Origin of the sequence: Vitreoscilla massiliensis, from assembly GCF_001457815.1 — a bacterium.
Taxonomy (GTDB): domain Bacteria; phylum Pseudomonadota; class Gammaproteobacteria; order Burkholderiales; family Neisseriaceae; genus Vitreoscilla; species Vitreoscilla massiliensis.
Map to the genome: position 1 here is coordinate 266272 of NZ_LN898221.1, position 24381 is coordinate 290652.

A 24381-nucleotide genomic window follows, 5' to 3' on the forward strand; every position below is an offset into this window, starting at 1 on the left:
GCTTCAAATCAAATCGTCATCATCATAAGGCAAGCTGTCGACATCGACATTGATGTAATCAGGCGCAGGCGTATGGGGCAAACGCTGCGCGGCAATGTGGCTGTGCCCTGCCAACACGGCTTTAACGATGCGGTGCATGCCATCCATCAAGCCGCCTTCGGCATCAATGAGGATGGGATAGGCCAAGTCCGCCGCTTCAACCAAACGCATGTGTACAATCAGTTCCAGCGTAGTAGGATGGCTGTCGGCATACCAATACGCTTGCTGCAATTCGGCAATCTCGGCCAGCGCCAATTGTTCTGTTGGCAAATCGGCGTGCACGCGCAGCAAACGGTTCACGTCCCACACATGGGTGTCGCTGCCGACTTGGCGGATGTGGTATTGCTGGCGCATCGCTCGTCCTTACAACAATTGCAACAATTGCTCAGGCGTGTCGATGACTGTGTCGGCCGGCCACGCAGCGATGTTGTCATCGGCATGGATGTAACCCCAAGACACCAACACGGTGTGCATGCCAGCATTTTTCCCGGCTTGCATGTCGCGCTCGGCATCGCCAACGTACAAACACGCTTCTGGCGCGACATCAATTTGTTCACACGCATACAACATCGGTTTGGTGCTGGGTTTGGCTTCGGCAGTGGTGTCGCCACTGACCACCACATCCGGCGCCACGCTAAAGCCCAATTGCGGCACCAAGCGGTGGGTGAAGGTGTGCGGCTTATTGGTGATGATGCCCCATTTCAAACCGCGCGCATGAATGGCCTGTATCAAGGCGTCTATGCCGTCGAACAAGACCGTGTCTTGATCGAAACAGGTTTCGTAAGTGTCCAAATACTGTTGGCGCAAACGCGCGTGGTTGGGGTCGGATTTGTCGAGATTCATGCCCAGTTTCAATAAGCCGCTGGCGCCGTGGCTGGCAACAGGGCGTATCTCGTCCATGCTCACGGCGGGCAAACCGTGCTCACGCAACATGGTATTGAGGGCGCCGCCCAAATCCAAGGCGGTATCGGCCAAAGTGCCGTCCAAATCAAATAACACTGCTTTGATGCTCATGCCTGTCCTTTAGCTTGAGAAATTAAGTTTGTTGGTATTGCTGAAATGATGGTATCAATGTGGTTTAAACGCGGCTTAATGCCTGTTTCCATTGCGGCGCTTGTTGGCTTTGAGCGGCCTGAAAGTCTTGCAGCAGCGCCAATTCAAACGAGCTAAAGCCAGCGCGTTCGCGCGCTTCCACATTCAAATGGCCACGAAACAAAAACAAATCGTAGCGCTGTATCAATTGCTGAAACAGTTGTAACGCGTCCAAACCACGCTGTTGACACAACACATGGTACCAATGATTGCCCACTTGCACATGGCCGACCTCATCGCGGTAGATGATGTCCAATACCGCGCACGTTTCCAAATCGCCGCGCTGTTCGATTTTGGCACGCATCGCCGGCGTCACATCCAAACCGCGCGCTTCCAATACCCGCGGCACCAAAGCCATGCGCAATAGCGGATCGTAAGCGGTTTTGTAGGCCATGTCCCACAAATGGTTGTGCGCTTCAAAATCACCATAATCAAAACCCAAGGCGCGCACGCGCTCGCGCATCAAGCCAAAATGGTAAGCCTCTTCAGCCGCGATGCGCAGCCAATCCAAGGTAAATTGGACATCAATGTGACGAAAACGGTAAGCGGCGTCCAAGGCCAGATTGATGGCATTGAATTCGATGTGCGCCACCGCATGCAATAAAGCCGCATAGCCTGCTTGTGTGCCCATTTTGCGCGGCTTCACATCTTTGGGATCAACCAGCAGCGGCCGCGCGGGCTGACCGGCACGGGCAAAATCCAAAATGGGCGCATCCGCATCCCACACCACGTCCTGCGTCAACGCTGCTTGTTGCAACTCGGCGGTCAATTGGCATTTCACATCGGGATTGGTCGCCAATAAAGCGGCCTGTAACTGGGCAAATAAGGCTATCACGGCATCAGCCAACAATGAAAACCGCCATTTTAGCCGCAAATGCCGATAAATTCAGCCCAATCAAGCATAGTATCGACCAGAGTCAAATCATGCCGCACTTAATTGGCATCCAAATCATAGCCTTCGGGCCAATAATCTTGATCCAAATCGTAGCTGTCTATGCTGAAACCTTGAAAATCGGGATGTTCGGCATCGTAATCGATGAGATTGGGGTGGTCACGAAAACCGCGTTGCTGCTTCAAGCGTTCTATCGCGGCCAGCGCATTTTCTTGCGTGGTATAAATGCCCACCCATTTTTGCTGCTCTTGTTCAAAATCGGGTGGCAATAACACCACGTGGCTGAGTACAAATACTTGTTTCATTGTAACTTCCTGTCTGAACGGGTTGCTCATCAACAAATGGTTGTCCTACCCACTGGAATTTTACACTGCAAATACTCATTTTGAGACACATAATCAATGCTTTTCAGGCCGCCTTAAGGCTTGTATCATGGGGCGCTGTGAGTTTTTTATCTTATTCGGAGGCAGTATGCAAGCCCAAGCCGTGATCGAACACATCGTCAACTGGTTAAAAGACTATGCCGCACAAGCCCGTGCCAAGGGTTTTGTGATAGGTATTTCAGGTGGCATCGATTCTGCGGTGGTATCCATATTGGCAGCCAAAACCGGTTTGCCGACCTTGCTGCTGGAATTGCCGATACGCCAACAAGCCGACCAAGTCAGCCGCGCCCAATTGCACATGCAGCAATTGCAGCAGCGTTTTGCCAACGTCAGCGCCGCGCGCGTGGATTTAACCCCCACTTTCAACCAATTTGCCGCCGACAATGAAGTCGATGGCAATGCGTTTACCAATAAAGCCTTGGCTTTGGCCAATGCGCGCTCGCGTTTGCGCATGGTGACTTTGTATTATTACGGCCAATTGCATGGCTTATTGGTCACCGGTACGGGCAATAAAATCGAAGACTTTGGTGTCGGTTTCTTCACCAAATACGGTGACGGCGGTGTGGATTTAAGCCCGATTGCCGACTTGACCAAAACCCAAGTATACGAATTGGCGGCTGCTTTGGATGTGGACGTGTCGATACAAAAAGCCGTGCCTACCGATGGCTTGTGGGATGAAGAACGCACTGACGAGCAACAAATGGGCGCGACCTATCCTGAATTGGAATGGGCTATGGGCGTGTACCCCGACCATACCGCTGCCGATTTCAGCGGCCGCGAGCAAGAGGTGTTTCAAATTTACGACCGTTTGCACCGCGCCATGCAGCACAAAGTTAATCCGATACCGGTGTGTGTGATTCCTCAGGCCTTGCTGTAAGCGCTGTCGCCTGAAAATTCATGCAAGTTTGTGTTACGATGACACGCAGATACTTAGCCGATTTTATCGGCTAATTTTATTGTGTCACAGGTGTTTAGCTCGGCATTAACCTTGCTTCACATAGCAAAGCGGCCTGTAAGCCCCCGCAGACAATGTGAATGTTTTGGCCTATAGTCTGCCCAACATTCATACAAACATACCCGAAAGAGGTTGTAATGAAATCGACCGTATTAAAAGCAATCGCCGTGAGCGCCGTATTCGGCTTCAGCATTCAAGCCCAAGCCAGTGGCATTGATGCCTTGAAAAAATTCAATAACGATGCCAATGGTTTGTCTGGCAGCTTCAGCCAAACCGTGACCTCGAAAAAGAAAACCCAAACCTCCAGCGGTACTTTTAAAATCTTGCGTCCTGGTTATTTCCGTTGGGACTACACCCGTCCTTACAAACAAGTGATTGTTGGCGACAGCAAAACCGTGTGGCTTTACGATCCTGAGTTAAAACAAGTGACCAAAAAATCACAAGCCGCGGCTTTGGGCGACAGCCCTGCTGCCATCTTGTCTAACCGTGGTGCCTTGGAAGGCAGCTACACCTTGAAAGACGAAGGCAACCAAGGCGGCATCGATTGGGTGCGCGCCACCCCGAAATCATCCAATGCGGGATATCAATACATCCGCATCGGTTTCAAAGGCGACCAATTGGCACGCATGCAATTGCGCGACAGCTTCGGTAACAACACCACCGTCAGCTTTGGCAGCTTGAACAACAACCCCAATTTGTCAGCCTCCAGCTTCCGCTTCACCCCACCCAAAGGCGTGGATGTGTTGAGCAATTAAGCTTTAGTAATCAGATACAAAAAACCACTGCACCGCAGTGGTTTTTTTGGTTTACAGGCCGCATTGCCCTCAAAGCAGCAGCTACGGCGATTTAAAGCCTAATTCTTTTGGTGAGTCTTACACTGTTCAAGTCAAACCACTTCAATACAGTGGTTTTTGGGTTTACAGGCCGCATCCATTTAGCTGCTGCGTCTGCTTAGGCTTGGTTGGCTCAGAACTTTTGAACATCAATAATTGGTCTTAGCTGATGCAGTTAAAGAAAAAACCACTGCCAAACAGTGGTTTTGATTGATTTACAGGCCGCATCAAACCGCATGCATGCTTAAGACTTGGTTTTCTTGGCTTTGGCCTTTGACTTTTTCGCTTTGGCCTTTACCGGTGTGGCTTCTGCTGCAGCGGCATCGGCGGCGGCAGCCGCTTCTTCAGCCGCCGCAACAGCTTCAGCAGTGAACGCTTCGGCATCGGCCGCAGCCTCATCGCCCTCACTGTCTTGGGCTTTTGCTTCTTTAATCAATTGCCAAATCGATACTGTCGGCTGGGTATTCGGGTTTAAGGTGAATTTCGGATTGCCATAACCGTGCATTTTCACGCGCGACACATACACCAAAGCCTTGGGATTTTTCTTGCCCGTCATCACCATGCGGTCTTGGATGCCGAGCACGCGACCACTGCGGCTTAAATACAAGTCTTCATGTACCTTAGGCATTTGACCCATTTCTTTTTTCAATTCGTCCAAAGCATCGTTGCCAGAACAGGCCAATTCCGATTTCATGGCAGCGCTCAAGCCGCCCACTTCGCTGCTCTCGGTCTCAGCCGTTGCCGCTGCTGCCGCATCCACTGCTGCTTGGGCATCGCCGTCTTTTTTGCACTCATTGCTGTCGCCACCGAGCAACATTGCCCCCAATAACAACACCGATTTGGCATCGTTATAGGCTTTTTCTGAGATGCCGGCTTCAGGTTCTTCGCGTTGCAAACGCAAAAACTCTTGGTTATAGCCTTGTAGCAAGGCCTTGCTCCACTTCAAGCTGTCTATGGCATCGTAAGACACTTGCACACGGTAAGCGGCGTGCAATTCACGTCCATATTCGTCCATAGGCTGCAAACTGAATTTCTCGGCTTCCATCGCGCCCAAATACGCCTCTAAGCCTTTAGGAAAAGCACGCAACAGGCTTTTCACCGGATAGCGCTCTTTCATGTCTTCTGGCTGTTTGATTTCCAACAAAGCGCCATTTTCCAAACGCTTGATGCCATCCAATTGCTTTTCTTTGCTGCTGCCTAAGATGGCCGCTTCCATCCAGCCAGCATAGCCTTGGGTGTCGAGCAAAATGCTTTCGCGTTTGGCATCCACCTGGATGGGCAAACGCCCCCACATGCCGTAATTGCTGGTGGCCATGTTCAAAGAAGGAATCATTTCCACTTTGCCTTGCGGCAAATCCACCGCACCTTCGATGCGCACATTGGAATTTTTCAAGAACGACTGCACCAACGGATAGCGGTCGGCTTCGGTCAACATGGTGTCAAACACCTCATTCCAATCTTCTTTGTGGTGCGATACTTCAATGTCTTCATCGGCACTGGCGGCAGCGGCGATTTCCGCTGCAGCAGCGTCAACGGCGGCGGCAGCGTCTGCTGTAGCTGCGCTATCGACCTCAGTGCTTGCGGCGCTTTTGGCAGCACTTGCCGCATCGGCAGCAGTGGCCGTTTGACCCAAAGCCAAAGTCGCCGCGTCCAAGCTGGCCTTGTCTTGCATCTTAATCGTGGCTTCGCCACTGAAATTGTAGCGATTGTCTTTTTGGAGGTTGTTCATCACCGCTTGGCGGTACATTTGATCCGGACGGTTGGTGTCCATGGTGGTACAAGCAGATAAGACTGCGGCGGCAATACAGCTAAGCATCAGAGGACTATAACGCATACGATTCTCGGGTGTCAGTTGGAAAACAGCTCGATATTAGCATGGAAAAAATTAAATACTCAAAAAAAAGCGCCCTGTTTGTTACAGGACGCTTGATATGCTACTTAAATGAACACTCAGTGCACGATTTTGCTGATGCTGCGCAGCAAAGCCGACAACATCGCCAAGTCTATGTGCGCATACGGCTGCATGGTCGCCACTTGCTGTTGGATCAATTGCAGCTTCTGTTCCAACACCGCTTCGCCACTGGCGTCTTCCACCACCAACATTTGTTTGGTGATGTCCAGCAGCAGATTTTGCGTATCTTCACGGATGGCCAAGCAAGCTTGGTTTTGCCAATGGTTTTCACGCGGCAAGGCGGCGATGGTGTGGTAAAGCCAATCGCTGTTCAATTTGGCACTGGCATCGAAATAATACTCGGCCACCATCGCCAACGGCTGCTCGGTTTTTTCGCTCAAATCAATCAAATTCAACAGATTTTCAGCGTAGGGCAAGCGCGCCAAGAATTGTGCGGTATCCGCAGCGATGGCTTCTTGACCAGACAACACTTCCAGCGAATTGACCACGCTAGGATGGATATCGGCTTTAATCAATTGTGGCAATTGACCCAACAAGTCTTGCACTGGCGCTGAATAATGCTCTTGCCATGTACGGATGTCGGACAAGTTGGCATGGTCTTTTAAGAGGCCACGCGCCACACGGCTGATTAAGCGCGCCAATGCCGCCATCAAACGCATTTGCAATTCGGCATTAATCTCGTTGTCCCAGCTTTCAATGTGGGCGAAATGGCGCTCAGCTTGATACAGCTCGCTGGCAATCCAATACGCACGCACCACATCGTCTATCGAGCGGCCCATCTCGGTGCTCAAACGCTGCACAAAGCTGATACCCATGCGGTTCACCACTTGGTTGGCCACTTGGTTGGCGATGATTTCACGGCGCAAATAGTGGTTTTCAATTTCGGCCGCGTATTGCGTTTGCATCGCTTGTGGGAAGTAATTCACCAAGACCGAATTGAAGGCGACATCATCAGGCAAATCGCCCGCCAACAATGCGTCTTGTAAATGCATTTTGCTGTAAGCCATCAATACCGCAATTTCCGGATTGGCAAAGCCTTGGCCACTGGTGAGGCGCTGTTGCAATTGCGCCGCATCCGGCAAGAATTCAAGTTTGCGTTGCAAACCAGCATGCTCTTGCAAATACGCCATCAACTCGGTCAAAGCTGGCAGATTTTTCACCACATCCAATTGGTTCATCGCCAACATTTGCGTTTGCAAGTAATTGTTGCGCAATACCAAATGTGCGACCTCATCGGTCATGGATTTGAGCAATTCATTGCGGTCTTCTATGCTCAATTGACCCGCTTGCACGATGCCACCGAGCAAGATTTTGATGTTCACTTCGTGGTCTGAACAATCAACGCCGGCGGAATTGTCGACCGCATCAGTATTACAGCGACCACCGTGTTGCCAGTATTCAATCCGCGCCAATTGGGTCATGCCCAAATTGCCGCCTTCGCCTATGACTTTGGCTCCGACTTCGTCGCCGTTCACGCGCAACACATCGTTGGCCTTGTCCATGGCATCGGCATGGGTTTCCGTACTGGCTTTGATGTAAGTCCCAATACCACCGTTGTACAACAATTCCACATCGGCCTGTAAAATGGCTTTGATCAAATCATTCGGTGCCATCGAGCCTTCAATCACATTCAGCCATTGCTGCACTTGTGGGCTCAAGGTGATTTTCTTGGCGCTGCGATCGAACACGCCGCCGCCTTCAGAAATCAAGTCGGTGTTGTACTCGCCCCAACCAGCCACTGCTTCAAACAAGCGCTGACGTTCCAAATAACTGCTGGCCGCATCGGGATTCGGGTCTAAGAAGATGTGTTGGTGGTTGAACGCCGCTTTCAAACGAATGTGCTCAGACAACAACATGCCATTACCAAACACGTCACCGGCCATGTCGCCAATACCCACCACGGTAAAGTCTTCAGTTTGGATGTTTTTGCCCAAGTGACGGAAATGGCGTTTCACCGATTCCCATGCACCGCGTGCGGTAATGCCCATGCCTTTGTGGTCGTAACCAGCAGAACCACCAGAAGCAAACGCATCGTTCAGCCAGAAATGGTTGTCTATGGCAATTTGGTTGGCGATGTCAGAGAATTTGGCCGTGCCTTTGTCTGCTGCCACCACCAAATACGGGTCTTCAGCATCGCGGCAATGGGTGGCTTGAGGGTGTTCCAAACTGCCATCGGCCAAGCGGTTGTCGGTTAAATCCAATAAACCTTGGATAAAGCGTTGGTAACAGGCGATGCCCTCGTTCAATACTGCTTGGCGGTCTTTCGGATTGGGGCTTTGTTTGCACACAAAGCCGCCTTTAGAACCATTCGGTACGATGACGGCATTTTTCACCATTTGTGCTTTGACCAAACCCAACACTTCGGTACGGAAGTCTTCCATGCGGTCAGACCAGCGCAAACCACCGCGCGCCACTTTGGCTCCGCGCAAATGCACGCCTTCTATGCGTGGGCTGTAAACCCAGATTTCAAACATCGGCCAAGGCTTGGGCAAGAAATCGATTTTGCCCGATTCAATTTTCATGCTCAGCACCGGTTTGTGAGCACCATCGGCATCTTGTTGCCAGAAGTTGGTGCGCACCACCGCCAAAATCACGGTTAAGAAGGCATTCAAAATGCGGTCTTCGTCGGCATTGCTGACGTCATCCAATTGCTGCTTGAATTGTTTCACCACAGAATCGGCTTGCGATTGGTTGGCCTGTTGTGGATGCAAACGCATTTGCCACAAATTGCACAAACTCAATACCGGCGCGATATTGTGTTGCAAGCATTGCTCCACATAGGCTTGACTGAATGGCAGCGTTGCTTGTTTCAAATACTTGGCCAAAGAACGCAACACCACGGTATCGCGCCAAGCTATGCCGGCTTTCAACACCAAGGTATTGAAACCATCGACTTCCACTTGTTGGTTAAACACTTGCTGTAACAAAGCGGTAAATTCGCTGCGCACCTCGTCCAAATGCAAGCGCTCACTGTCTTCGGCTTGCACTGCCAAACCAATGTCACTGATGGAAATCAGCGAGCCGTCTGCCAAGGTGAATTCATATGGAATTTCCTCGTACACGGTCACGCCCAAGCTTTCTATCATCGGCAATACTTTGGACAAGCTCGGCAATTGGTCGCGGTAATACAAACGCAAACGCCAAGGAATCTCAACATCGTCGCTGGCATCCAAATAAATGCCCACTTGCTGGTCGGCAATGCCATACCAACGTTGAATGTCTTGCCACGCTTCTTCCGGTTTGTGTTGGTCTTGGTAAGCCTTGCTCAAAGAATCTATGCTGAATTGGGCAAAGCTTTGTTCCGCTTCGCTCACATCGGCAAGTAAGACCTTGAATTGGTCTTGCCAACCGCGCACCAATTGTTCAATTTCTTGTTCCAAAGCCGTTGCATCCACAGGTGGCAACAATTTGGCATCGGTACGGAACATGAAGTGCAGGCGCGCCAACGGGCCATCGCCTTGGTTAACCGAGAAATCAAAATCACTGGAGGCAAACGCGCGTTCCAATACCGCCGCCACACGTTCACGCAAATTGGTGTTGAACGCTTCGCGCGGCAAAAACACCATCGCGCTGACATAACGCTTGAAATCGTCAACACGGGTGAAAATGCGCGTGCGCGGACGCTCTTGTAAGGTCACCATGCCTTCAACAATCGGTGCTAAAGCTGGCGCGGTGATTTGCAATAACTCATCGCGTGGATAAGATTGCAAAATAAAATGCAAAGTCTTGTCTTTGTAACCACCGGCGACATAATCGCATTCTTGTACCACATAACGGCATTTTTGGCGGATAACAGGGATGTCCCATACCGAGCTCAAATATGTTTGCGCGGTGTACAAACCCATGAAGCGCCATTGTCCCACCACTTCACCAGCGGCATTGAGTTTGTGGATGCCGATCAAATCGTAATGGGTGTTGCGGTGTATGGTGGCACGTTGTTGTGATTTGCTCAGGATTAAACGTGGGCCGCTGAGCCAAGTGGCTTTTTCATGCGGCTCCAAATTAGAGAAACCGCTGGAATATGGGTATACAGGCCGCAATTGGAACAAACCCAAGCAACTGTCTTGGTGTATCGCCAATTGTTGCGCGCCCTCATCGTCTTGGGTCAAATCGTATTCACAAAAGCCCATGAACAAGAAATGGTTGGCCGACAGCCAATTCAAGAACGCCAACACTTCTTCATTGTCTTGGTGCCATTGTTGCTGCACTTGTGTGGTCACTTGCGACAACGCACGGCGCATCAAACCCTCATCGCTGACCACTTTGTACAAAGTCGCCAAAGTAGATTCGATTTCGCCTTTTAATTGGTTGGCATGCGCTTCCGACAATTGGTTTAAACGGATTTGTACCCAAGATTCACGGCCATTGTCGGTGCTGCGGCTGCGCGACCAGCTTTGCAACTCGCCTTGCTCATTGCGCTTGATGGTGAATATCGGGTGCACCAACAATTGCAAATCCACTTTCACTTCACCACTTTGTTGTGGTGGGCGGTTGAGCAACATGATTAAAGAGTCGATGAGAAAAGGCAAATCGTCGAAGACGATGTTGATGACGGTTTCGTTGGCGGCAAATTCTGCATCGGTATGTTGCTGCAGGATTTCCACATGCGATTGACCGGGCAAACGAGGTAAGGCGGCGGTGCGTTGGTGGCTGCGGGCAGCAGCAACCAAATCGCTGACCGGCAAGAGGGACAAATCTTCGCTGTCCACATCTTCATAATAGGTTAAAAAGAAGGTTTGACCCGCTTCATTAATATTATGCTCTTGAGCATATTGTTGCAATTGTGTCTGCCAAGCGTGTTGCATCGACATACCGCCTCCACTCTCTTATCCGGTAATATAAGTAAACTCAGTCCAAATTACGCTGTATCCAGCCTCTATCCCGACTGAATATTGTTCTACTCACCACCTTAGCGTAGACGCTCGAAACGCACAAGAGCCACTCGGTACGGATTTTTTAAACCATTAATACACAAAAAGCACTGTTAATATCATAACAGTGCTTTGAAAGGCCAAATGGGGCAACGATGTTGCAGTGCTTATAAGAACAAGCGGTAAGCCTCATTGTTGCTGTGGTCTTGCCACACAAAGCCCAACTTCTCAATAAACTCAGCCAAAGCGGCATCGTCTTCCGGTGGCACATCTATGCCGATTAAGATGCGGCCATAGTCGGCGCCATGATTGCGGTAATGGAATAAGGTAATGTTCCAGCCCGTTTGCATCGAGGTGAGGAAATTACCCAAAGCACCAGGACGCTCAGGGAATTCAAAACTGAACACACGCTCATTCGCCACCTTATCGGTACGACCACCCACCATATAGCGAATGTGAATTTTGGCGATTTCATTCTCAGTCAAGTCTACCACTGGCAAATCAGCGGCCTGTAAGGCTTGAATGATGGTGTTTTTGTCGGCAGTGCCATTGGTTTGTATGCCGACAAAGATGTGCGCTTCGTTTTCATCGCCATAGCGGTAATTGAATTCGGTGATGTTGCGTGAGCCCAAAATTTGGATGAACTTAAGGAAACTGCCGCGGCGCTCAGGAATGCTCACCGCCAAAATCGCTTCGCGTTTCTCACCCAATTCGCTGCGTTCGGCCACATGGCGCAAGCGGTCAAAATTCATGTTGGCGCCACTGGTCACCGCTACCAAGGTCTGGTCTAACGCTTGTTCGCGCTCTATATAAGCTTTCAGGCCGGCCAAAGCCAAAGCGCCTGAAGTTTCGGCGATGCTGCGCGTGTCATCAAAAATGTCTTTAATCGCAGAGCAAATGTCATCGGTATCGACCAAGATGATTTCATCGAGCAAATCGCGGCACATCGCAAACGTTTCTTCGCCCACCAATTTCACCGCCGTACCGTCGGCAAACAAACCCACATCTTTCAGCTCTTTGCGTTCGCCCGCTTGGATGGATTGGTACATCGCGCACGAGTCTTCGGTTTGCACGCCGATGACTTTGATGTCAGGGCGCACGTTTTTGATGTAAGCGGCCACGCCTGCGGCCAAACCGCCGCCACCGATGGCCACAAACACCGCATCAATTTTTTTCGGGTGTTGGCGGCAAATTTCCATTGCCAAAGTGCCTTGGCCGGCAATCACATCCGGATGGTCAAACGGCGGAATGTAAGTCTTGCCGGTTTCTTCCACCAATTTCACCGCATGTTGGTAAGCATCGCTGAACGATTCGCCGGCCAACACCACCTTGCCACCACGGTTTTTCACCGCATCCACCTTAATATTGGGCGTGGTTTTTGGCATCACAATAATCGCCTCACACCCCAACAATTGCGCCGACATCGCCACGCCTTGGGCATGGTTGCCGGCGCTGGCGGTAATCACGCCTTTGGCCAATTCTGATGGCGACAATTGCGCCATCATATTGTAAGCACCGCGCAATTTGAATGAGAACACCGGTTGCAAGTCTTCACGTTTTAAGAAGATGTGATTGTTCAAACGTTGTGACAGGCTTTTGGCAGCGTCTAAAGGCGTTTCTATGGCGGCATCGTATACCGATGCGGTCAGGATTTTGGTCAGATAATGTTGATACGAAGAACTCATGATGGGTTTTGCCATGAACGAAATCGAAAAAAGGATTTCAACAATAACGCGTCAAGAGACTGGATGCAAGCCTGATTAATGTGTATCTTTACATCTCTTAATCAACTAGCATGCGCAATAGCCGCCGTATAGCCGCTATAATGGCTTTTACAGGCCGCTTACTTTAATGTTTCGCTCTAGGGTAGCGGCTGATTATTGTATTGTTAATTATCACCCTTTAAACACGGTTGTATTGTCACATGAAAAAACATTTGCTTGCACTGGGCTTGTCTTTATTTGCCTTTCAAAGTTTTGCTGCCGATGTCCCTGCAGCGCCTGCATTAGAAGCTTCTGCGTATTTATTTTTTGATGCCCAAAGCGGACAAATCCTTACCTCTAAAAACCCAGATGCACGCATAGAACCCGCATCGTTAACCAAATTGATGACGGCTTACCTGACTTTCGATGCCTTGAAAAATGGCCGTTTGAAGTTAGACCAACAATTGACCGCCTCAGAACGCGCGTGGAAAAGCGAAGGCTCACGCATGTTCTTGGACCCGAAAGTGCCCGTCAGCGTCGACAATTTGATCAAAGGCATGATAGTGCAGTCGGGTAACGATGCCTGCGTGACCTTGGCCGAAGCCATTGCCGGCAGCGAAGAAGGTTTTGCGCAAATGATGAATGCGCAAGCCAAAAAATTGGGCATGAACAACACCCATTTCACCAACGCCACCGGTTTGCCTGATCCACAGCTCTATACCACCGTGCGCGACTTGGCGACTTTGTCCAATGCCTTAATCCGCGATTTCCCGCAATACTACCCAACGTATTCCATCAAATCGTTTACCTATAACAACATCACCCAACCCAACCGCAATTTGTTGCTCTACCGTGATTCCAGCGTTGATGGTTTGAAAACCGGCCACACCGATTCGGCTGGCTTCAACTTAATCGCATCGAGCAAACGCGATGGTCGCCGTGTGATTACCGTGGTGGTGGGCACCAAGTCTATGGAAGCGCGCGCGACCGAATCAAGCAAATTGCTGAATTGGGGCTTGAGCCATTTCCAAACGCCTAAGCTTTACGACGCGGGCAAACCTCTGTCCAAAGTGACGGTATACAAAGGCAGCGCCAATGAATTGGACGTCGGCTTCTTGCAACCGGTATACGTGACCTTGCCGCGCGGCAGCGAAGAAGTGACACCGGTGTTGGAAACCGTGCAACCGGTATTGGCACCAGTGAAAAAAGGCGCGGAATTGGGCACTTTGAAACTGATGTCGGGCAATAAAGTCTTGGCCGAGCGCAAAGTGGTGGCCTTACAAGACATCGAAGAAGCTGGCTTCTTCGGTCGCATGTGGGACAGCATCGTATTGTGGTTTAAAAATACCTTTTAAAACCACTTAACACAGGAGATGGCGATGGGCGTGATGCAATTGGGTAACCACCTTGCACCGAGTTTTGAAGACCCCATCGCCATGCTTTTGGCCTGTCACGATAAAATCCGCCGCTTTTGCGCCGAACTCAGCTTATTACCCTCCTATGTGGCCGAACACGGCTGCGATGAGCAAGCCCACGCTAGCGCAAAGCGCATACGCCAATACTTCAATCAAGCCGCGCCCTTACACCATTTGGACGAAGAAGTGGATTTGTTCCCCGCCTATTTGCCCATGGCCCATCCTCAAGATGCCGCATTGATACGACAATTGTGCGCCGCCCACACCGATATGGAGCAGGCTTGGCAACGCTTAAACACACAATTGCACAATCTTAGCGACAGCTTATCTGCTGCTGACATACAATTATTCTGCCAACTTTACCAACAACACATGGCCTTAGAAGAACCGTTGTTTACACGCATACAAGCAGGTTTACAGGCCGATGTCTTACTCGGCTTGGGTCACAACATGGCCAACAGACGTAAATAGTATTTTTCTATACACGCATAAAATATAAAAACCTTACCGCAGCAACTTCTTAAGTAATATGGCATCAGAACTTCTTGAACCACCTCTTAAACCATAAGGATGCGTATCATGTCTGAACAAAAAAAAGCTGGTCCTGCGCTGTACACTGTCGCGGGTGCACCCGTCGCCAATAACCAAGACTCGATTACTGCGGGTGCCCGCGGTCCCGTGTTGTTAGAAGATGTGTGGTTGATTGAAAAATTGGCCCATTTCGACCGTGAAGTCATCCCTGAACGCCGCATGCACGCCAAAGGCTCAGGTGCATTTGGCACGTTTACCGTTACCCATGACATTTCCCAATACACGCGTGCCAAACTGTTCAGCGAAGTGGGCAAAAAAACCGATTTGTTTGTGCGCTTCTCTACCGTTGCGGGCGAACGCGGCGCCGCCGATGCCGAACGCGACATCCGTGGTTTTGCCGTAAAATTTTACACCGAAGAAGGCAACTGGGATTTGGTCGGCAACAACACGCCAGTATTCTTCTTCCGCGACCCATTGAAATTCCCAGACTTAAACAAAGCCGTCAAACGCGATCCGCGCACCAATTTGCGCTCCGCCACTTACAACTGGGATTTCTGGTCTTTATTGCCAGAGGCGATGCACCAAGTCACCATCGTCATGAGCGACCGCGGCATACCTGCGTCTTATCGCCACATGCACGGCTTTGGTTCGCACACTTACAGCCTGATTTCTGCCGACCAAAAACGCTATTGGGTCAAATTCCATTTCCGCACCCAACAAGGGATTAAAAACCTGACCGACGCTGAAGCCGAAGCCATCATCGGCAAAGACCGCGAAAGTCACCAACGCGATTTGTACGATGCAATTGAACGCGGTGATTTCCCGAAATGGACTTTGAGCGTACAAATCATGCCCGAAGAAGACGCGGAAAAAGTGCCGTACCACCCATTTGATTTGACCAAAGTGTGGCCACATGGTGATTACCCATTAATCGATGTCGGCGTGATGGAATTGAACCGCAATCCAGACAATTATTTCGCCGATGTCGAGCAAGCTGCATTCTCACCGGCAGCCGTGGTACCGGGCATCAGCTTCTCGCCCGACCGCATGTTGCAAGCGCGTTTGTTTTCTTACGCCGATGCCGCGCGCTACCGTTTGGGTGTGAACCACTTCCAAATTCCGGTCAACGCCGCCCGCAATGGCAAACCAATCTACCACCGCGATGGCACTGGCCGCGTCGATGGCAATATGGGCTCAACCTTGCATTACGAACCCAACAGCTTCAACACTTGGCAAGAGCAACCCGACTACAGCGAGCCACCATTGAAAATCGGCAATTCGGCACAGCGCTACGATTTTCGCGCCGATGACGACAATTACTGGTCACAACCGCGCGCGCTGTTTGAATTGATGTCGGCCGAGCAAAAACAAGTGTTGTTCGACAACACCGCCCGCGCCTTGGGCGACGCCTTGGACTTCATCAAAGAGCGCCACATCGCCAACTGCGGCAAAGTGCATCCAGACTATGGCGCGGGTGTACAAGCAGCGGTCAATAAATTAAAGAACGCATGATCTTCAGCGTGTCTGAGCAATAACAAAGCGGCCTGTAAATGTTTACAGGCCGCTTTTTGATGTGGGTTCAGACTCGGCTGTGATGGTTTTCATACCGTATTTATGCTGCAATGCACACTCCGCGCAGTCACACCGAGGCTGATGAATCTAAGCTGCTTGTTTGATTAGCCACTGCAGCCGTATTTTGCACTGCAACATTTAAACCACAAACCCAACCCAGTGATGCTTTGTACCATAGCAATGCCCAAGCACAGTAGCGCGCCCACTCATCGACACCGTCATCAATATCATTGGTGTCTAAGCTCCATATGCCCCGGCTCTAAGCTGCATTACCAAGCCTGCCAACACTGTTGCCACGCCACAGCCGCATCTGTGGTCTATCAATTGATAGCCCGCTGTTTTTGATTGTAAAAATCGCCACGAAACAATTCGGTTGCGGAACTCTAAAGCTTCTAGTAAAGTCTGAATATGTGTTTTGCACTGCACAAATTATTGGTAACTTACCCACCTCACACAAGGGACAGACACCATGACCGAACATGAATTACAACAGACTTTATGGTCCATCATCACCACTGAGCCGGTCATCTTGACCGATGCCCGTTCTGCCTTACAGCGCTACCAAGCCGCCGGCGGCACCCGCCAGCAAGCCGAGCGTTTGCTGCACCAAATGAATACCGCCAGCCACGGTTACAATGAAAATGCCATATACAATGTGTTGGACATGGTGGTCGGCAGCGACGCGCACAAACAACGCATTTGGCAATAGCCACTTATAGCACTCAGTTTTACGTCTTCTTTCCCTGCACACACGCATGGTCATAGGGATTTGTTGTAGGTTCATTCATACTCAAACCCACATGCAAATAAGCGGCCTGTAAACCGATTTACAGGCCGCTTTTAAACCGTGACGCAGCGCTAGACTTGGACTTTATGCCCTTTCAAGCCGAAATAGACGATGTAGACATAACACAAAGCCGGCACGATAAACGACAACATCAAGCCGATGTGGTCGGCAAAAAAGCCTTGCACCACCGGCATGATGGCGCCGCCGACGATGGCGGTACAAATCACACCCGAGCCGGCACTGGTAAAGCGCCCCAATTTGTTCACCGCCAATGAAAAAATGGTCGGGAACATGATGGAATTGAAGAAGCCTATGGCCAACAAACACCACATCGCTGCATGGCCGCCCAGCGTCATGGCCAAGGCAATCAACAGCACATTCATCAAGGCATTGAACGCCAAATACACATTCGGGGCAATTTTGCTCATCACCGCGCTGCCGATAAAACGCCCGACCATGGCACCGCCCCAATACATGGCCAAATAGCGCGCGGCGCTTTGGTGGTTCAAGCCCGCCACTTCAGGCAAGCCCATCACATTCACCAACAAGCTGCCTATGCCCACTTCGGCGCCCACATAACAAAAAATCCCCAAAGCGCCCAAAACCAAGTGTTTGTATTGCCATACCGAGGTTTTGCCATCGTTTAAGCTGTGGCTGCTGTCGGTTTGCACTTGCTCGGCCTTGGGCAAGCGTATCAAAGCCACCGCCACTGCCAACACCACCAATACCGCCGCCAAGGCCAAATACGGCATTTGCACCGACGCAGCTTGTTCAGCTTGGTAAGTGGCCAAAGCGCTGGCATCCAATGCCGCTTGTTCCGCCGGCGTTTTCACCACCGCCGCCAGAATAAACACCGAGCCCAATAAAGGTGCGATGGTGGTGCCCAAAGAATTGAATGCTTGCACCAAGGTCAAGGTGCTGGATTCCTTACCCGGCTTACTCAGCAAGGTCACATACGGATTGCCCGATACCTGCAATAAGGTCACACCGGTGGCCAAGATGAACAAGGCAAACAAAAACAAAGGGTAAAGCTTGGAAGAAGCCGCAGGATAAAACAGCAAACAGCCGACGGCGGCAATCAAGAAACCACCAATCACACCGTTTTTATAACCCAGTTTGATGATGAATTTGCTTGCCGGTATCGACATGATGGCGTAAGCGCCAAAAAAGCAAAATTGCACCAACATCGCTTGCACATAGCTTAAGGTAAACACCTCTTTCAGGTGTGGCACCAAAATGTCGTTCAGACAGGTGATGAAACCCATCATGAAAAATAAAGACGTCAACACCACCAAAGCGTGGTTGTGACCTGATGCTTGCGTGTGTGATGGCATAGCCGCTCCTTTGTATTGTCTCGACTTGGCAGTTGTTTTTAGTGTTGTTGCTTGTAGGAATTAATGCTTTTTTTGGTACGGCTTAATTGTTCACTCGCGCCGGGCATGGCCAAGGCCAAGCCTGTGGTCAACACGTCTATGGCCATCAATTGGCACAAGCGCGCAATCATCGGGATGTATTGGCTGTTGTCTTCGGTGGCTGGAATCGGCAGTAGCGCATCGGCCAGTATGGCCAAGGGTGTGTCGTTTTGGGTTAAGGCCAATAAGGTCGCACCAGACTGTTTGACCAAATGCGCCACTTGCAAGATTTCTTCGGATTGCCCCGACAAAGACACCAACACCGCCACATCGTGTTCGCCCAGCACAGACGCGGCCATGCGCTGGCTGTGGCTGTCGGTATAGGCGATGGTGTTTAGGCCAAAGCGAAAGAATTTGTGTTGCGCGTCTTGGGCAACGATGCCGGAATTGCCCAAGCCATAAAACTCAATGCGCCGCGCCGCCATCAAGTGCCCTACACAGGTTGCCAACAAGGTTTCTGACCACAAATCTGGCAAACGCCCTAAGGCATTTTGGGTGTTTTGTACCATTTTGTGGGCAATGGTGGTGTAACTGTCGTCGCGGCTTAAATCGGCGTGCACAAACGGTGTACCTTGGTGTTGGCTGAGGCTGCCAGACAATTTCAGCTTAAACTCAGGCAAGCCGCTGCAACCCAATACCCGACACAAACGTATCACCGTAGGTTCGCTCACGCCAACTGTCGCGGCAATGTCGGCCACCGCCGCTTGCATAAACACTTGTGGCTGTTGCAGCGCGTATTCGGCCACTTGCTTTTGGGCGGGACTTAAACCCGGTAAGGCTTGCGCCACTTGCTGTAAAAAAGTGGCCATCTTATGCCTCCAAAGTTTGTTGTAAGGCCACGGCAGCGCCCAATAAGCCGGGACATGGGCTCAAGACCACATACACCGGTATCGCCGCCAAATAGGCATCGAAACGGCCTTTGTTTTCAAAACGGTCGCGAAACGGCGATTGCTTAAAATACTCAATAAAACGCGGAATGATACCACCGCACAAATACACGCCACCGCGCGCGCCCAAGGTTAAGGCCAAATTGGAGGCGATGGTGCCGAGCATGGCGGAGAAGATGTCCAAGCTCAAACGGCACAGTGGATGCTGTCCGGTCAAGGCACGGCTGGAAATGTCTTGAGCGCTCAATTTTTCGCGTTTAATGCCTTCGCGTTCGGCCAAAGCCTCGTATATCAGCGACAAACCAGCGCCAGATAAGAAACGCTCGGCCGACACATGGCCAAACTTGGCCTTGGCATAGGCCCAAATGGTGGCTTCGGTGTCATCAAATGGGCTGAAACTGACATGACCGCCCTCGCCGGCCAAAGGCGTATAGCCATGGGCATGCGGAATCAAACCCGACACGCCCAAACCCGTACCCGGGCCGATGACGGCAATGGGCATTTGCTCGATTGGACTGCGACCACCGATTTTCACCAATTCGTCTTTGGGCAGGTGTGGTACCGACAGCGCTTGCGCGGTGAAGTCGTTGAGCAAAATCAGCGTTTCCAATTGTAAGGCTTGGCGGGTGGTTTCAATGGAAAACGACCAATGGTGGTTGGTCATTTGCACCCAGTCGCCGACTATCGGATTGGCAATGGCAATGGCGGCATGGCTGACTTTGATCTGGCCCACTTGCTGCAAAAAATGGCGGATGGCATCGGTAATGGTGGCAAAATCATTGCAGGCCAACACGCTGACATCGCTGAGCACCAACGGTGCGGTTTCGAGAGCAAAACGGGCATTGGTGCCGCCGATGTCGGCCACCAAACGCGGCCACAGAGGTTCAGCAATAGACATGAACAGGGATTCCTTGTGAGTGATGCAAAACCAAGCTGATGGGCAAGTTCACATCGGCTTGTTGGGCTGCTTGTTGCAACACCTTGCGTTTGGGTGCGCCAAAAGCGGCGATGTAGATGCTTTTGGCACTTACGATGGCAGCTAGTGTCATGCTGATGCGCCAATACGGCGCGGCCGGAGGCTGCAGAAGCAGCAACGGTGTTGCATTATCCAAATCAATGCCCGCGGCCAATTGCTCAGCATGTGCAAACAACGATGCGGTATGGCCATCTTCACCCATGCCCAACACCACCACATCGGGGCGCTGATAGGCTTGTAATGCGGCCTGTAACACTGTCATGCGCTCAGTTTCGGTCAATTCTCGTGGCGCGTCATTGGGATTGATAACTGGCAACAAGGGCTGCCACTGTGCTTGCGCGGCATGGTGTTGCAATAAGTTGGTTTCAATCAACACGCTGTTGCTGTTGACATGGCCACGACTGAGCAAGCGTTCGTCCACCCATTGGATGGTGACGCGTGACCAATCCAAATCTGCTGTGCTCAAGGTTTGCATCAGCGCACGCGGTGATTTGCCACCGGATACGGCCAGCAGCACGTGGTTTTGGCGGCTGAGCAAATCACGCAACTGACTGATTAAAGCACTGGCCAAGGCCAAATTAAATTCGGCCTCGGTCGCAAACTCATGCCATTTTTCCAGATGTTTTTTATCAGGCTTCTTCATGCCACATCACCCCGTTTTTGGACAATAAGGCGCTGGAAGCCGCAGGGCCCCAAGTGCCGGCGGTATAGGATTTGGGTTCATCGCCTTGCTCGGCCCACGCTTGCATGATGGGTGTGACCCATTCCCATGCCGCCACCAATTCATCGCGGCGCATGAACAAAGCCAGCTTGCCATCGATGACATCGAGCAATAAGCGCTCATACGCCTCGGCACGGCGGCCATCAAACATTTGGCAAAAATCCAAACTCAGGTAAGTCGGCTTCACCTTCATTGCATTGCCCGGCTCTTTCGCCATCAAATACAAGCGGATGTCTTCTTCTGGTTGCAAACGGATGACCAAGCGGTTGCCCGCTGCCACGCCGCCAGCAACTGGAAACACTGCGTGCGGCACTTCGCGAAACTGAATCACAATTTCGGCCACTTTTTCTTGCATGCGTTTGCCGGTGCGCAAGAAAAATGGCACCCCCGCCCAACGCCAATTGTCGATTTGTGCCTTCAAGGCGACAAACGTCTCGGTATTGCTCGCCTCGGGCGTGTCTTCTTCGTCCACATAAGCGGGCACGCTGAGGCCATCAATCGCACCGGCTTTGTATTGGCCGCGCACCACTTGTTTGGCGACATCGTTAATGCGCAGCGGCTTCAAGGATTTCAACACCTTGAGTTTTTCATCGCGTACGGCATCGGCCTGTAAACTGTGCGGCGGTTCCATCGCCACAAAACACAGCAATTGCAGCAAGTGGTTTTGCACCATGTCGCGCAAAGCGCCGATGCCATCGTAAAACTCACCACGACCGGCCACGCCCAATTTTTCTGCCAAGGTGATTTGCACATGCTCGACCCATTCACGCCGCCACAAAGGCTCAAACAACACATTGGCAAAACGCATCGCCAGCAGGTTTTGCACCGACTCCTTGCCCAAATAATGGTCAATGCGGTAAATCTGGTTTTCGGCAAAATACTGCGCGATGGCTGCATTGATGTTGTTGGACGAGGTCAAATCGGTGCCCAACGGCTTTTCCAATACCACCCGGTGTGGCTCGTGGTTCAAGCCAACGGCGGCCAAATTCGCGCAAATGGGCTCGAAATACTGCGGCGCAGTGGCCAGATAATAGACATTGAGCACACCTACATGACCGTGCAGCTTGGCTGCCAAGGCTTGATAATGTTCGGCTTGGGTGGCATCCACTTGCACATAATCGATGCGCGCCAAAAAGCTGTCCCAGCCTTCGGCATTGACGCCTTTGATGCGCGGCTTGGCCTCGGCTTCCAATTGCGCCACATAGGCAGCGCGACCCAAATCCTTGCGACCCAAGCCGATGATACGGCCTGTAGGATGCAGCAAGCCATGTTGGTGGGCGGCATACAGCGCCGGCAAGAGTTTGCGCATGGCCAAATCGCCCGTGCCACCGAACAACACCATATTGAACGGCGTTTTGGCATGAGGTAGGGTTTTCGACATAGGGATTCCCAGTTGAACATGTGTTAAGGTAGTAATATTACTTCATCATTGGCAACAATTCCATATTTAGGCATTGTTTTGCGGCATTTTTGAAACTTGTGTAAATACCCTTGTACAATCACCGCCAAATCCACGTAAAATATGTAATAAAATTACAAGCATTGGAACAACCACCATGAGTTCTGTATTGAATGCCGATTTGGCGCGCATCACCGAGCGCATCCGTGCGCGCAGCGCCAACAGCCGCCGCGCTTATTTGGACATGATTGCCAGCATGCGTTTGCAAGGCAAATTAGAGCGCAGCCAATTGTCGTGCACCAATTTGGCGCATGCGTTTGCCGCCATGCCCAATGCCATCAAAATCGAATTGCAGCAACAATCCGCGCCGAACATTGCCATCGTGTCGGCCTACAACGACATGTTGTCGGCGCACCAACCTTTACAAGCCTATCCAGACATCATCAAACAAGCGGCCTTGAGTGTGGGCGCGACGGCACAGTTTGCTGGCGGCACGCCAGCGATGTGCGATGGCGTGACCCAAGGCCAAGCTGGCATGGAATTGTCGCTGTTTTCGCGCGATGTTATTGCCATGAGCACGGCCGTGGCCTTGTCGCACCAAATGTTTGATGCGGCTTTGTATTTGGGCGTGTGCGACAAAATCGTGCCCGGTTTGCTCATCGGGGCTCTGAGTTTTGGCCATTTACCAGCGCTGTTTGTACCAGCCGGCCCGATGGAAACCGGCATCAGCAATGATGAAAAAGCCAAAGTGCGCCAATTGTATGCCACCGGCCAAGTCGGGCGCGAAGCCTTATTGGCCAGCGAAGCCGCGTCTTACCACAGCGCCGGCACGTGCACGTTTTATGGCACCGCCAATTCCAACCAAATGCTGATGGAAATCATGGGGCTGCACCTGCCTGCCAGTGCATTTGTGCATCCGAATACCGAATTGCGCACCGCCTTGGTCAAGCAAGCGGCAATACAGGCCGCCTCTTTGGCCAAAAGCGAACACATTATTGGTGTGGGTGAGATGATAGACGAGCGCAGCATCGTCAATGCCATTGTTGGTTTGATGGCAACCGGCGGCTCGACCAACCACACTTTGCATTTGGTGGCCATCGCCCGCGCGGCCGGCATCCGCATTGATTGGTCAGACTTTGACGACATCTCCAATATGGTGCCACTGCTCGCCCGAGTCTATCCCAATGGCAAAGCCGATGTGAACCAATTTCACGCTGCTGGCGGCATCGCCTTCATCATCCGCGAATTGCTGGATTCGGGTTTGCTGCATGAAGATGTGCGCACCGTGATGGGCACAGGTTTGCGCGCTTATGCGCAAGAGCCGTTCTTACAAGAGGGTCAATTAGTATGGCGCGATGTCACCGCGCACAGCTTGGACGACGGCATAGTGCGGCCTGTAAATCTGCCTTTTGCCAACAATGGTGGCTTGAAACTGTTACAAGGCAATTTGGGGCGGGCGGTGATTAAGGTTTCGGCAGTTGCCCCCGAGAACCGCATTGTTGAAGCACCGGCGGTGGTGTTTACCGAGCAAGCGCAAGTGATAGAAGCCTTCAAACGTGGCGAACTCAATCGCGATTGTGTGGTGGTGTTGCGCTTCCAAGGGCCACGCGCCAATGGCATGCCAGAATTGCACCAATTGACGCCGCAATTGAGCGTGTTGCAAAACCAAGGTTACAAAGTGGCTTTGGTCACCGACGGGCGCATGTCTGGCGCGTCTGGCAAAGTGCCTGCCGCCATCCATTTGACACCAGAAGCCTTGCTCGGCGGCACCATCGCCAAAATTCAAGACGGCGACATCGTGCGCTTAAACGCCGAAACAGGCGAATTGAGCGTGTTGGTGGCCGATGCGCTCTTGCAACAACGCCCTGTTGCCACGGTCGACTTGAACCCACACCTGCACACCGTCGGTCGGCGCTTGTTTGCTGGCATGCGCCAATTAAGCTCCAGTGCCGAGACTGGTGCCATGAGTTTCGGTGGTGATTTCAACTAAGGATTTTTTGC

Annotated in this window: 19 protein-coding genes; 7 read left to right on the top strand and 12 right to left on the bottom strand. The window is 51.4% G+C overall.

The annotated features are described in order from the left end of the window. Positions 1 to 3: 3 nt before the first annotated feature. From BN3003_RS12835 to BN3003_RS12850, 4 genes are all read right to left on the bottom strand, one after another. On the bottom strand, positions 4 to 393 hold the full coding sequence (locus tag BN3003_RS12835) for a hypothetical protein (protein ID WP_058357069.1): 390 nt from the start codon (positions 391 to 393) through the stop codon (positions 4 to 6). Between the two features lie 9 nt (positions 394 to 402). Next, positions 403 to 1053: an HAD family hydrolase gene (locus BN3003_RS12840; RefSeq protein ID WP_058357070.1), complete on the bottom strand. Its 651-nt coding sequence runs from the start codon at positions 1051 to 1053 to the stop codon at positions 403 to 405. Positions 1054 to 1117: 64 nt separating this feature from the next. Then, a complete protein-coding gene (locus tag BN3003_RS12845) occupies positions 1118 to 1981 on the bottom strand; it encodes a ferritin-like domain-containing protein (protein ID WP_234333072.1) in 864 nt (287 codons plus the stop codon). 83 nt (positions 1982 to 2064) lie between these two features. Further along, positions 2065 to 2328 (bottom strand): DUF7336 domain-containing protein, encoded by a 264-nt coding sequence (locus tag BN3003_RS12850; protein ID WP_058357071.1) that lies wholly within the window; start codon positions 2326 to 2328, stop codon positions 2065 to 2067. Between the two features lie 166 nt (positions 2329 to 2494). Between BN3003_RS12850 and nadE the strand changes: the two genes are divergently transcribed. Together nadE and lolA are read left to right on the top strand one after the other, a co-directional pair. Continuing rightward, on the top strand, positions 2495 to 3283 hold the full coding sequence (gene nadE / locus BN3003_RS12855; protein WP_058357072.1) for an NAD(+) synthase: 789 nt from the start codon (positions 2495 to 2497) through the stop codon (positions 3281 to 3283). Positions 3284 to 3498: 215 nt separating this feature from the next. Then, entirely contained in the window at positions 3499 to 4116 is a 618-nt protein-coding gene (lolA, locus tag BN3003_RS12860; protein WP_058357073.1) for an outer membrane lipoprotein periplasmic chaperone LolA, read from the top strand. Between the two features lie 322 nt (positions 4117 to 4438). Here lolA and BN3003_RS12865 read toward each other — a convergent pair whose 3' ends face one another. From BN3003_RS12865 to ilvA, 3 genes are all read right to left on the bottom strand, one after another. Then, positions 4439 to 5965: a hypothetical protein gene (locus tag BN3003_RS12865; protein ID WP_058357074.1), complete on the bottom strand. Its 1527-nt coding sequence runs from the start codon at positions 5963 to 5965 to the stop codon at positions 4439 to 4441. Between the two features lie 179 nt (positions 5966 to 6144). Beyond that, on the bottom strand, positions 6145 to 10917 hold the full coding sequence (locus tag BN3003_RS12870; RefSeq protein ID WP_058357075.1) for an NAD-glutamate dehydrogenase: 4773 nt from the start codon (positions 10915 to 10917) through the stop codon (positions 6145 to 6147). A gap of 227 nt (positions 10918 to 11144) precedes the next feature. Further along, positions 11145 to 12662 carry a threonine ammonia-lyase, biosynthetic gene (gene ilvA / locus BN3003_RS12875; protein ID WP_058357076.1) on the bottom strand — a complete coding sequence of 506 codons (1518 nt, stop codon included), beginning with the start codon at positions 12660 to 12662 and terminating at the stop codon, positions 11145 to 11147. A 239-nt stretch (positions 12663 to 12901) separates the two neighbouring features. Here ilvA and BN3003_RS12880 point away from each other — a divergent pair, with 239 nt between their 5' ends. The 4 genes from BN3003_RS12880 (at position 12902) to BN3003_RS12895 (ending at position 16907) form a co-directional block, all read left to right on the top strand. Continuing rightward, on the top strand, positions 12902 to 14035 hold the full coding sequence (locus BN3003_RS12880) for a D-alanyl-D-alanine carboxypeptidase family protein (protein WP_058357077.1): 1134 nt from the start codon (positions 12902 to 12904) through the stop codon (positions 14033 to 14035). 24 nt (positions 14036 to 14059) lie between these two features. Beyond that, positions 14060 to 14566: a hemerythrin domain-containing protein gene (locus BN3003_RS12885; RefSeq protein WP_058357078.1), complete on the top strand. Its 507-nt coding sequence runs from the start codon at positions 14060 to 14062 to the stop codon at positions 14564 to 14566. A 108-nt stretch (positions 14567 to 14674) separates the two neighbouring features. Next, entirely contained in the window at positions 14675 to 16138 is a 1464-nt protein-coding gene (locus BN3003_RS12890) for a catalase (protein ID WP_058357079.1), read from the top strand. A gap of 529 nt (positions 16139 to 16667) precedes the next feature. Beyond that, positions 16668 to 16907: a hypothetical protein gene (locus BN3003_RS12895; RefSeq protein WP_058357080.1), complete on the top strand. Its 240-nt coding sequence runs from the start codon at positions 16668 to 16670 to the stop codon at positions 16905 to 16907. 149 nt (positions 16908 to 17056) lie between these two features. Here BN3003_RS12895 and BN3003_RS12900 read toward each other — a convergent pair whose 3' ends face one another. The 5 genes from BN3003_RS12900 to zwf are packed head-to-tail and all read right to left on the bottom strand — an operon-like array spanning position 17057 to position 22362. Beyond that, positions 17057 to 18319, bottom strand: coding sequence for a sugar MFS transporter (locus BN3003_RS12900; RefSeq protein ID WP_058357081.1), 1263 nt, complete (start codon positions 18317 to 18319; stop codon positions 17057 to 17059). 38 nt (positions 18320 to 18357) lie between these two features. Continuing rightward, positions 18358 to 19206, bottom strand: coding sequence for a MurR/RpiR family transcriptional regulator (locus BN3003_RS12905; protein WP_058357082.1), 849 nt, complete (start codon positions 19204 to 19206; stop codon positions 18358 to 18360). A gap of 1 nt (position 19207) precedes the next feature. Beyond that, the gene (locus BN3003_RS12910) at positions 19208 to 20182 is read right to left on the bottom strand and encodes a glucokinase (RefSeq protein WP_187119863.1); all 975 of its coding nucleotides are present in this window, start codon (positions 20180 to 20182) and stop codon (positions 19208 to 19210) included. Further along, the gene (pgl, locus tag BN3003_RS12915; protein ID WP_058357083.1) at positions 20169 to 20903 is read right to left on the bottom strand and encodes a 6-phosphogluconolactonase; all 735 of its coding nucleotides are present in this window, start codon (positions 20901 to 20903) and stop codon (positions 20169 to 20171) included. The genes BN3003_RS12910 and pgl overlap by 14 nt, the downstream gene beginning before the upstream one ends. Continuing rightward, a complete protein-coding gene (gene zwf, locus BN3003_RS12920) occupies positions 20890 to 22362 on the bottom strand; it encodes a glucose-6-phosphate dehydrogenase (RefSeq protein WP_058357084.1) in 1473 nt (490 codons plus the stop codon). Before zwf ends, pgl begins: the two co-directional genes overlap by 14 nt. Before the next feature lie 175 nt (positions 22363 to 22537). Here zwf and edd point away from each other — a divergent pair, with 175 nt between their 5' ends. Continuing rightward, positions 22538 to 24370 (top strand): phosphogluconate dehydratase, encoded by a 1833-nt coding sequence (gene edd, locus BN3003_RS12925; protein ID WP_058357085.1) that lies wholly within the window; start codon positions 22538 to 22540, stop codon positions 24368 to 24370. Positions 24371 to 24381: the final 11 nt, after the last annotated feature.

Bases quoted from the DNA above. Each gene is read 5' to 3' on its own strand.
- BN3003_RS12835 (WP_058357069.1), bottom strand. From the start codon at position 393: ATGCGCCAGCAATACCACATCCGCCAAGTCGGCAGCGACACCCATGTG.
- BN3003_RS12840 (WP_058357070.1), bottom strand. From the start codon at position 1,053: ATGAGCATCAAAGCAGTGTTATTTGATTTGGACGGCACTTTGGCCGAT.
- BN3003_RS12850 (WP_058357071.1), bottom strand. From the start codon at position 2,328: ATGAAACAAGTATTTGTACTCAGCCACGTGGTGTTATTGCCACCCGAT.
- nadE (WP_058357072.1), top strand. From the start codon at position 2,495: ATGCAAGCCCAAGCCGTGATCGAACACATCGTCAACTGGTTAAAAGAC.
- lolA (WP_058357073.1), top strand. From the start codon at position 3,499: ATGAAATCGACCGTATTAAAAGCAATCGCCGTGAGCGCCGTATTCGGC.
- BN3003_RS12865 (WP_058357074.1), bottom strand. From the start codon at position 5,965: ATGGACACCAACCGTCCGGATCAAATGTACCGCCAAGCGGTGATGAAC.
- BN3003_RS12870 (WP_058357075.1), bottom strand. From the start codon at position 10,917: ATGTCGATGCAACACGCTTGGCAGACACAATTGCAACAATATGCTCAA.
- ilvA (WP_058357076.1), bottom strand. From the start codon at position 12,662: ATGAGTTCTTCGTATCAACATTATCTGACCAAAATCCTGACCGCATCG.
- BN3003_RS12880 (WP_058357077.1), top strand. From the start codon at position 12,902: ATGAAAAAACATTTGCTTGCACTGGGCTTGTCTTTATTTGCCTTTCAA.
- BN3003_RS12885 (WP_058357078.1), top strand. From the start codon at position 14,060: ATGGGCGTGATGCAATTGGGTAACCACCTTGCACCGAGTTTTGAAGAC.
- BN3003_RS12890 (WP_058357079.1), top strand. From the start codon at position 14,675: ATGTCTGAACAAAAAAAAGCTGGTCCTGCGCTGTACACTGTCGCGGGT.
- BN3003_RS12895 (WP_058357080.1), top strand. From the start codon at position 16,668: ATGACCGAACATGAATTACAACAGACTTTATGGTCCATCATCACCACT.
- BN3003_RS12900 (WP_058357081.1), bottom strand. From the start codon at position 18,319: ATGCCATCACACACGCAAGCATCAGGTCACAACCACGCTTTGGTGGTG.
- BN3003_RS12905 (WP_058357082.1), bottom strand. From the start codon at position 19,206: ATGGCCACTTTTTTACAGCAAGTGGCGCAAGCCTTACCGGGTTTAAGT.
- BN3003_RS12910 (WP_187119863.1), bottom strand. From the start codon at position 20,182: ATGTCTATTGCTGAACCTCTGTGGCCGCGTTTGGTGGCCGACATCGGC.
- pgl (WP_058357083.1), bottom strand. From the start codon at position 20,903: ATGAAGAAGCCTGATAAAAAACATCTGGAAAAATGGCATGAGTTTGCG.
- zwf (WP_058357084.1), bottom strand. From the start codon at position 22,362: ATGTCGAAAACCCTACCTCATGCCAAAACGCCGTTCAATATGGTGTTG.
- edd (WP_058357085.1), top strand. From the start codon at position 22,538: ATGAGTTCTGTATTGAATGCCGATTTGGCGCGCATCACCGAGCGCATC.